Genomic DNA, 1,195 nt, shown 5'->3' on the forward strand with positions numbered 1-1,195 from the left:
TAATACGTTTACCTTTGATCTGATAAGTTCCATTACCTACAACATTACCTTTTCCAGTAAGGCCATAGTATTCACAGTCTTCATTAGGACAAGCAACATCATTAAATTTTGGTTTTGGTCCCCGTTTTCCCATGATATATATGTATATGATTCACATTACATAATATCAACTAAATATAGATGGACTACCAGAAATCCTCAAATAATCTAAACACACACTGTCTTAAAAATATCCAATGATTATATTTTCTAAAAAGATAATATGAAACTGCAACCGTTATCTAATCGGGTTATATGTTTTCTATATTTGCGTTGTGTATATACACTACTTGACTTACCTCTATAATCCAAATACTACCTCTTATATACTATAACAAGTTTCCTTGCTACAATTCAGATTGTTTGTGCTACAATATGAATATAATTTCAAAAAATTATATCTTAACTATAAGCAAAAAAGGTGGTATATTGGTCATAAATGAATGCATTTCAGAATTTAGTTCGCCATGCTCAATGGGTGTTACTAAATGAACATGGTAATTCTCACAGTCGTAGGTATCCTGATGGCTATCTTGCTCTTTGGTGTAAAAACCGGGATCGGTTGTGGCTTCTCGAACCGTAGTCTGAAAAGCATTCTTCTATTGGCTTCCAGTTATCTTATTTTGTCCATCGTTCTGGGGAGTCTGATAGGATATGTGGACCAGTCGAACCTTGATATCATTGCGAGCATGGGTATGTCTCTCCACGTCCTGGTTGCATTGTTACTGATCGGGGCAGGCATCTATACCCAGAAACAATGGAACTGTGGGTGTGATGTTTCCCATCGTACATTCCTTGTGATCTCCCTACCCTGTCCTGTCTGCCTTACGGCATTGTTCATATCCTGTATGCTGCTGGCATCATACATCGATATGAGTGGCACTCTGATAGGCTTGCTTGTGGGAGTGGTTTTTTTCATTTCGGTCGTGTCAACATCACTGCTTTGCAAGAAACTTGGCAAGACCCCCGAAACGCTCGGTAACATCATGATGATCCTTGGTATCTACTATCTATAGTCAAACACCCAACATTTTGGACTTCTGTTTTTCACTAAGAAACTTTTCAATCCATCTCTTTGCAAAGCTAATTTTTGATGAGCACTCCATAAATTTCTCATGTATTAAATCCCGCATATGATCAATATCGATAATGAACT

Annotated in this window: 1 protein-coding gene and 1 pseudogene; one reads left to right on the forward strand and one right to left on the reverse strand. The window is 37.2% G+C overall.

The window, feature by feature from the left end:
- Window positions 1-133: pseudogene (locus KDK67_RS14715) on the reverse strand (IS1 family transposase); the annotation flags it as partial.
- Window positions 134-527: 394 nt separating this feature from the next.
- On the opposite strand from KDK67_RS14715, the gene KDK67_RS14115 reads away from it, so the two are divergent.
- Window positions 528-1,055: a DUF2162 domain-containing protein gene (locus tag KDK67_RS14115; protein WP_250869480.1), complete on the forward strand. Its 528-nt coding sequence runs from the start codon at window positions 528-530 to the stop codon at window positions 1,053-1,055.
- The last annotated feature ends 140 nt before the right edge of the window (window positions 1,056-1,195 follow it).

Origin of the sequence: Methanococcoides seepicolus, assembly GCF_023684405.1 — an archaeon.
Lineage (GTDB): Archaea > Halobacteriota > Methanosarcinia > Methanosarcinales > Methanosarcinaceae > Methanococcoides > Methanococcoides seepicolus.

Bases quoted from the DNA above. Each gene is read 5' to 3' on its own strand.
- KDK67_RS14115 (WP_250869480.1), top strand. From the start codon at position 528: ATGAACATGGTAATTCTCACAGTCGTAGGTATCCTGATGGCTATCTTG.